The following is a 7580-nucleotide window of genomic DNA, read 5'->3' as shown; positions in this document are numbered from 1 at the left end:
GGTGATCCTCAAGTGCCGCATTTGACTGCGTCTCATTGGGGAGGCGAACTATAGCAAAGCCGTCCACGGGCGGCAAGCTTTATTTCAGCAATTCGGCAACCGCCATGCCCACCTCGGTCGTACTGGCCCCCCCACCCATGTCCGGCGTACGCGGACCATGCTCGAGCACCTGCTCGATGGCACGCAAAATCGCGTCATGTGCGGCCGTGTACCGGGCGTCGCCATTACCGAGAAAGTCCAGCATCATGGCGCCCGACCAGATCATGCCGATCGGGTTGGCGATATTCTGGCCATAGATATCGGGGGCGGAACCGTGTACTGGCTCAAATACTGACGGGAAAGTGCGTTGCGGATTGATATTGGCCGATGGCGCGATGGCAATCGTTCCTGTGCACGCGGGGCCCAGGTCAGACAGGATGTCGCCAAACAGGTTCGACGCCACCACTACGTCGAAGCGCTCAGGGCTCAATACAAAGCGCGCCGCCAGGATGTCGATGTGGTATTTGTCCCAGTGCACATCGGGGAACGCTGGCGCCATCGCTTCGACCCGCTCATCCCAGAATGGCATGCTGATCGCAATGCCATTCGATTTGGTCGCCGAGGTCAGGTGTTTTTTAGGCCGGCTTTGCGCCAGCTCAAACGCATACTTGAGGATACGGTCGACGCCCTTGCGCGTAAACACGGATTCCTGCAGCACCGTTTCGCGCTCTGTCCCCTCGAACATGCGCCCGCCCACGGACGAATATTCCCCTTCCGTATTTTCACGCACGACATAAAAGTCGATATCGCCCGGCCTCTTGTTCGCCAGCGGACACGGCACGCCCGGCATCAGCCGCACGGGACGCAAGTTGACATATTCGTCGAACTCGCGCCGAAATTTGAGTAACGAACCCCACAGCGAGATATGGTCAGGCACCTTGTCCGGCCAACCCACGGCGCCAAAATAGATGGCGTCGAAATCCTTGAGCTGGGCAAACCAGTCCGAGGGCATCATCTGGCCATGCTCCAGGTAATAGTCGCAATTCGCCCACTCCATGGTCGTGAACTGCAAGTCGATATTGAAGCGGCGCGCGGCGGCCTCGACAACACGCAGCCCTTCCGGCATGACTTCATTGCCGATGCCGTCGCCGGCGATGACTGCGATTCTGTGTGCGGGCATGAGCGTCTCCTGTCGATAGATGGATGCCTTGATGATACTGGCACAGCATCAGAATACAATCAGGGAATCCACAATCCCAGTATCCACATTTGGTGCTCAATTGATGAAAAATACGCCGCGGCTGGAAGACTTGCGCCTGTTTTTCTGGTCGCCCATAAATCCAGTTTCACCGCCACGGCGCTGGAACTGGGCATGTCCAAGGCGATCGTGAGCAAGCGCATCGGCATGCTGGAAGCGGCAATGGGCGCTGGATGGCCACGGTATCATCTTGCCCTCGGCATGGGCTGTGGAAAGCAGCCTGGCGCAAGGCAAGCTGGTGCGCATTTTGCCCGCGTATCAACAGGCAGCCGATGTGTGGGCAGTGACCACCTCGCGGCTGTCGAACTCGGCCAAGGTCAGGGACTGCGTGCAATTTATGCAGCAGTGGCTGTAGGCCCATACCTGACAGGCTGATGCACTACACCAGGCGCGCCACATCCGGATACAGACGCGCCAGGGTATCGGAAGTAATGGACGACATGACGGGCAGGACGCGCTCGGCGGCTTGCTCAGGCGACTTTTCCCGGCGCACATCTTTCCACAACTCAAGTAAAGCAGCGTCATGGCGGGCGACTGCTTGCTCGACTTCATCTTGCCAGAAGGCTGGCGCCTCGCTTTCCACAAAGTTGCCGCGGCCGCGGCCAAAGTGCGCCACCGCCAAGTAACGCAGCACACCCGCTACCACCAAGGTACGCAGGAAGGCATCGGTAAATTGCATGGTGGGCTCGTTGCGGTCCGTACCGGAATTAAAACCCCAAGCTGCGCCCGCAAACGTCAGTGCACCCACCACGCCGCCGAGCAAGGCGCCCGTGCCCAGGGTCAGGCCGCCGGAAATCAGGTCGGCCGACAAGCCCGTCGCCGCACCGGAAATCATGGCGCCCAATAACCCCGCCTGCGCCTTGTCGATTGGCGCGCGCACGGCGAAATTTTCCCGTATCCGGCTATTGATCTTATGCGCATCGGTTGGATCGAGTTTGTGCAAGATCAACAGTTCACGCGTCGTTTCGCCGCTGTGTGTATTGAGCCGCGCCACCAGATTGGCCATGGCCTTTTCCTGGCGTTGCTGCTCTACATTCTTGCCGATACCCACGACCTGCAAGGCCGATTTCAGCAAACCCTTGGAGACGGATTCGATGGCTTCGCGATCCTGCGCAGCCATGGCCAGCTGCGTGGCCAGCAAATGCATGGCCTGCTGGAAACGTGCAGTATTCTGCGTTTGCCAGGCAGCAAACAGACGCGCATAGCCGGCTTGCTGCGACTGTGGCAACAACTTGCCCACGGCTTCGTAAAACACGCGTTCATGCACCCAGCAGCGAGCAAAGGCATCGAGCGCCAGTACGTCGCGCACGATGGGATATTGCTGTAAATGCTCACGCCAGCGCGCCTGCTCGCCGTGTTCCTCATTGCCCGGACGCGGCGGCCCCATCTGATTGAGCAAGACCACCACCGGTTTGCGCAGCCATTCGAGAATTTTCATTTCCGCCGGCAAGTAACCCGCATCCCGGGGGTTTTCCGAAGAATTCACCAGGTATAGCACCACGTCGGCCGCGTCCTTGGCCGTGCGCAACGCTTGCTGACTGAGCCAGAATGGGCGGTCACGATAACGGTCCAACACTTCGCGCAGGAACCAGCCGATGGGATTACCCGACTGCCCCAGCCGCTTGAGCAGGCGCACGGAGTCGCCAAAGCCGGGCGTGTCCCACAATTGCAAGCTATCGCCCTGCGGCGTGGCCAGCAAGGTGTGCGATTCCGCAAACACCGTCACGTGGGCGGCGTCGCGCACTTCGCCGACATCCACGCCCACCAGGGTGCGCGCCAACGTCGTCTTGCCATTATTCGTGTGCGAAATCAGCGCAAACTGAATCTGCACCGCATCATCCTGGACATCTTTATTCACATTCACACTCATGCTGCTGCCGATACTTTCAAGCCGACACCGGCGTCGAGCGGGTGCAAGGCGGGATTGAGCAAATTGACCAGGGTGGCCGTGGTTTGATGGAACTGGCAGAACTGTTGCCATAAAGCAACTCTCTCCACCAGACGCGCGCCGTTATCCGCCTGCTCGCCCGCGCGCTCCAGGTAGCTGGACTCATCGATCAGGACGGCGATGCCGCGTGTAGACGATTGCACCAGGTAATCGAGGAAGGCGCCGTGATTTTCCTTTTCCGGCGTCGCCGTCAGGTTGAACAGCACGGCCGTGATATTGACTTGCGGATCATTCAGGTCGGTGCCGCGCAAGACCTCCTGCGGCTCGTCGCCATACGATGTCGATGGACGCAGCATCATGCGCCCCTGCTCGCCAAACAACATGATGGACAGCTGGCCCAGGCCCTTGTGGCGCGCCTCATCGACAGTAAAGCTGTACGGCAAGACGCGCAGCATACCACCCGTGGCCACACCGATGCTTTCATTGAGCTTGCGGAAATACGGTTGATCGAGATCCAGCGGCAAGTGCTTGGTCAGGCGCGCGGCGCGCCAATTGTTGACCAAGGCCAGGATCAGGCGGGGGACGACGACCAGCAGGAAAATCGTTGCCGCATACAAATGCACCCAGCGCGCGCCGCCTTCCACGGTCGTCGTTTGCGGGAAACGTAGCGCTTCGATTTCCGCCAGCGAAAAACCTTGTAAATGAAACAGGGCAATCGCCGGCGCAAACAGGGTCGACAGCAGACTGTGCACCTGGCCGGCATTCAGGAACGTACTCTCCCAGCCGGCCGCGTATTGCGACAGGAAACCGCGCGCATACAGCGAGGCGACGGCGCCGATGGCAAACATGGCGGCGCTCAGGTGGATGGTACGGCTCAGGCGCGCGGCCGTCAGCTTGGCGCTCAGGTGCGCCCATTCCCCCATGAAACTGAGCAAGCCCGAGGACAGAGCGTGCGGCAGCTTGCGCGGCAAGGCTAGGCGGCCCACGCTCAGGTGACGCACCAGTCCGGCTTTTGGCCAGCCCAGGGAGTGCGAGGGGATGCATAGCCAGATCAGCAAGCCCAGGTAGACCAGCACATTCCAGGCGATGATCAGCAGCAAGGGCGCCGACAGCAGGTCGACGCGGTGCGGATCCGTGATGCGGTCGAGCCCGGCACCCAGCAGCAGGGCCAGCAATGGCAAGGTCAGCGCCAGGGTTTTCATGCCGTTGCGACGCTTCGCAAACGCAGCGAAGGCGGGGGTGCGCTCGGTGATGCGTTTGAGGATCAGCTCGGAGCGCTGCTGCAGGAAATCGTCACCTGTCACTTCGGCCTGCTTGCCCGAGGCTTGCCACTGCGCAAGCTCACGCGCACTGCGGCTGGCATACATGCGGTCATCCTCACTGAGGACTTCTTTTTTCTGATCGGCCGTTTCGATAGCACGGACCAATACCACTTCTCTCGCAATCTGCTCGTTCATGGTGCTCCTGTTTTTGTATGAAACGACAACTAGACAGGCAGATTGTGACGTACTTTTGTGTTTCAGGCCAACGCGTCCTCGGCCCGGAACAAATGATGCAGCAGATAGATCAGGAAAACAGCGATCCAGGCAGACCACAAGGTGTGCGTGAAAAATTGCGTACCTTGCAACTGCTGCTGCCAGCCTGCCGCCAAACCGCACAGCAGCATGATGCCTGCCAGCAGAAGCGCCATGCGTGGCCGTGCTGGCAAGCAAAACAATGGCAAGGCCAGCATCCACCAGGCAGTGTTTGCCTGGGTCGCCGGCAGGCAAGCCATGGCAGACGCACTGGCGGGCAATGTTTCCAGCATGCGCGCATACGGTTCCAGTCCCCCATAGCGCAGCAAATCCGTAGGACAGGGCACATCGCTGAAGGAAGAGAGCAAATAGATGCTTGGCGGCACCAAGACGGCCGACAGGGCCACGACGCGCAAGGCACTGCGGCGTGACGCAAGCCAGGCCAGCGGACGCAAGGCATCCCAGATGGCCAGACCGATCACGGCGGCGCCAAGCAAGGTCATGCCAAACAGAAAACTGCCCGCCAACGCGCTGTCAGCGCCGGCAAATTGCCCACGCTTCCCATCAAACATACTGTCGGCGATCATGAGGTCGAGGTTGCTGTAATTGCCGACCCAGAGGATCAGCATGGCTGACAGCATCAGGACGCTATCAATGCCTTTGGGAGTTTTGACGAGTTTAAGCTTGGCCAGCATGGTGTACACATTTACTTGATGAGATGAAAGGGACTGGCCGCACAGGGCTGCAGCCATGGAGGTCATCGTACAGTGTCAATATGAAGAGAACATGACGCTGCCCACCGTGCACGGCACGGACGAGGCAAAACGAGCTTCCGGCCTCACCATACAAGTGCCGGCATGAATTACGCGTCAACAGGGCGTTAAGTTTTCGTTAATTACACGCAAAAAGCCGGCTTAGATGAAATCAATCCGCAGCACGCTGCCGCCAGCGGGGCGGGCACTGAATCCCAGTTCCGCGCCCAGATACAGGCAGATGCGTTGAACCAGGCCCAACCCCAGACCTGTGCCGGATGAGCCGCTCAAATTGGCCGGTATGGGTTGATGCAGCAGGCGCGCGCGGGCCGCGTCGGGCAAGCCCGGCCCCGTATCCTCGACGATCAGCGCGCGTCCGGCCAGGCGCACGATCACTTCTCCCTGCAAGGTGTACTGGCAGGCATTGCGCACCAGGTTGCCAATGGCAGCGGCCAGCAATTCACGCGGGGCGTTGACCAGAAAGTCTTCGCCATCCGCCAACACAAGGGTAAGCGGTTTGCCTGCCGTATATGATTGACAGCGCAAGCACTCCTGGCGAGCCAGTTCCGCCACGGAGAGTGGCGCGCACTGCAGCAATTCCGGCGCGCGCGCCAGACGCAGCAGCACCGTCACGGAGTCGCTCGCTTCGTGCGCAGCCCGGTAGATACGTTCGGAGGCGGAGCGCACCAGCGGTGCATCGCCGCCTTGTTCCATCAGGATTTCCGCCGCCCCCGTGATCACGGTCAGCGGCGTGCGCAACTCATGACTGACATCGCCCGTAAAAAAACGTTCGCGGTCAAGAACTTCGGTCAATTCCGCCGTACGTTCGGCAAAAGCGCGTGCCAATATCCCCAATTCATCGGCACTGTCCTGCAGTGGCAACGCCGCCTTTCCGGCCTTGACGGCCTGCGTCAGCGACATGATCGGCGTGATCAAGCGATTCGCGATGAAGGCGCCCAGCAGCGAAGCGCAAATCAAAAAACCGATAAAAGCGAGGGCAAACATGCTGTACACCACCAGCTCGATCTTTTCATACTCGGTGGCATGATCGATGACGACGAATTCGCCATGCACATCGCTGCCGACCAGCACGTGCAAATCGACACCGTCGACGGTTTTCTCGTGCATGCCGGGCGCCAGGCCACGCAAGGGAAAAGGCGTATCCTCGGCGTGATGAAAGCTCAGGCCGGCCGGCATCTCGACAGACAGGCCGGTTGCATGTCTCGGTGAGGCCCAGGCGGCCACTTCTTTCAGGCGCTCGTCGACCAGGCGCACTTCGATGCCCTCGACGGCGATGGCGGCAATAATGGCAAAAAAGATGCTCGCCACCACTGCAAACAGCAGGTAGGCAACGATGATGCGCCGCTTCAGCGATTTAAACGGGCGCATCGCTACTCAATAATTTATAGCCGATGCCGGGAATGGTGCGCAGCATGGGAAAGGCATACGGTTTGTCGAGCACTTGCCGCAGCGCATGGATGTGCGTGCGCAGGGCATCGCTGTCGGGCCGGTCGTCGCCCCAGACCGCATGCTCGAGCAGCTCGCGCGACACCAGCTTGGGCGCTTCGCTCATCAGGCATTTCAGGATGATGTAACCGGTCCTGGTCAAGGTCAGGGTCTGGCCCGCGCGTCGGACTTCGAATTTTTCCGTATCGAAACGCAGCTCACCCACGGCCAGCACGGCAGCGGCCGTCGTTTGCCCGCGCGCGCGGCGCAGCAGGGCTTTCAGGCGGATTTCCAGTTCCAGCAGCGAGAATGGCTTGACCAGGTAATCATCGGCGCCACTGTCAAAACCGGCGACCTTGTCTTGCAGCGTATCGCGCGCCGTCAGCATCAGTACTGGCGTGCTATTGCGCAATTCGCTGCGCAGTTTCTGACACAGTTCCAGTCCCGTCAGGCCGGGCAGCATGACATCGAGCACGATCACATCGTATTCATGCTGGGCCAGCAAGGCCAGGCCGGCATAGCCATTCATGGCCGAATCGAGCACATGTCCCTTCGGTTCCAGATAGGCGTAGAGATTGGCGAGAATATCGGGGTTATCTTCAATGATCAGAATGCGCATACCGCCATTGTAGGTCGGATCAGGCCGCAGGCCGTCATCCGACAACCACCACCAGCGCCCAACAAAAACCACCAGACGAAAAAAAACCCCACCATTGCTGGCGGGGTTTTTCTCTACTGCGTAT

General features: G+C 59.8%; 7 protein-coding genes. 1 reads left to right on the top strand and 6 read right to left on the bottom strand.

From position 1 onward, the window contains the following. Positions 1-79: 79 nt before the first annotated feature. Positions 80-1159, bottom strand: a complete 1080-nt coding sequence (locus K0F86_RS26990; RefSeq protein ID WP_219137194.1) for a tartrate dehydrogenase — start codon at positions 1157-1159, stop codon at positions 80-82. Between the two features lie 247 nt (positions 1160-1406). On the opposite strand from K0F86_RS26990, the gene K0F86_RS26985 reads away from it, so the two are divergent. After that, a complete protein-coding gene (locus K0F86_RS26985) occupies positions 1407-1592 on the top strand; it encodes a LysR substrate-binding domain-containing protein (RefSeq protein WP_219137195.1) in 186 nt (61 codons plus the stop codon). Between the two features lie 24 nt (positions 1593-1616). On the opposite strand, the gene K0F86_RS26980 is transcribed toward K0F86_RS26985, so the two are convergent. From K0F86_RS26980 to K0F86_RS26960, 5 genes are all read right to left on the bottom strand, one after another. After that, the gene (locus K0F86_RS26980; protein ID WP_219137193.1) at positions 1617-3107 is read right to left on the bottom strand and encodes a DUF3482 domain-containing protein; all 1491 of its coding nucleotides are present in this window, start codon (positions 3105-3107) and stop codon (positions 1617-1619) included. Then, positions 3104-4582: a DUF2868 domain-containing protein gene (locus K0F86_RS26975; RefSeq protein WP_219137192.1), complete on the bottom strand. Its 1479-nt coding sequence runs from the start codon at positions 4580-4582 to the stop codon at positions 3104-3106. Before K0F86_RS26975 ends, K0F86_RS26980 begins: the two co-directional genes overlap by 4 nt. Positions 4583-4644: 62 nt before the next feature. Continuing rightward, positions 4645-5391 (bottom strand): acid phosphatase, encoded by a 747-nt coding sequence (locus tag K0F86_RS26970; protein WP_219137191.1) that lies wholly within the window; start codon positions 5389-5391, stop codon positions 4645-4647. A 162-nt stretch (positions 5392-5553) separates the two neighbouring features. Then, positions 5554-6780 (bottom strand): HAMP domain-containing sensor histidine kinase, encoded by a 1227-nt coding sequence (locus tag K0F86_RS26965; protein ID WP_219137190.1) that lies wholly within the window; start codon positions 6778-6780, stop codon positions 5554-5556. Continuing rightward, a complete protein-coding gene (locus tag K0F86_RS26960; protein ID WP_219137189.1) occupies positions 6767-7456 on the bottom strand; it encodes a response regulator transcription factor in 690 nt (229 codons plus the stop codon). Before K0F86_RS26960 ends, K0F86_RS26965 begins: the two co-directional genes overlap by 14 nt. Positions 7457-7580: the final 124 nt, after the last annotated feature.

It is taken from the genome of Janthinobacterium sp. UMAB-60 (genome assembly GCF_900095235.1).
Taxonomy (GTDB): domain Bacteria; phylum Pseudomonadota; class Gammaproteobacteria; order Burkholderiales; family Burkholderiaceae_D; genus Janthinobacterium.
This window is presented reverse-complemented; position numbering and strand designations above follow the sequence as displayed.

Coding starts and splice junctions, on each gene's coding strand:
- K0F86_RS26990 (WP_219137194.1), bottom strand. CDS start 1,159: ATGCCCGCACACAGAATCGCAGTCATCGCCGGCGACGGCATCGGCAAT.
- K0F86_RS26980 (WP_219137193.1), bottom strand. CDS start 3,107: ATGAGTGTGAATGTGAATAAAGATGTCCAGGATGATGCGGTGCAGATT.
- K0F86_RS26975 (WP_219137192.1), bottom strand. CDS start 4,582: ATGAACGAGCAGATTGCGAGAGAAGTGGTATTGGTCCGTGCTATCGAA.
- K0F86_RS26970 (WP_219137191.1), bottom strand. CDS start 5,391: ATGGCTGCAGCCCTGTGCGGCCAGTCCCTTTCATCTCATCAAGTAAAT.
- K0F86_RS26965 (WP_219137190.1), bottom strand. CDS start 6,780: ATGCGCCCGTTTAAATCGCTGAAGCGGCGCATCATCGTTGCCTACCTG.
- K0F86_RS26960 (WP_219137189.1), bottom strand. CDS start 7,456: ATGCGCATTCTGATCATTGAAGATAACCCCGATATTCTCGCCAATCTC.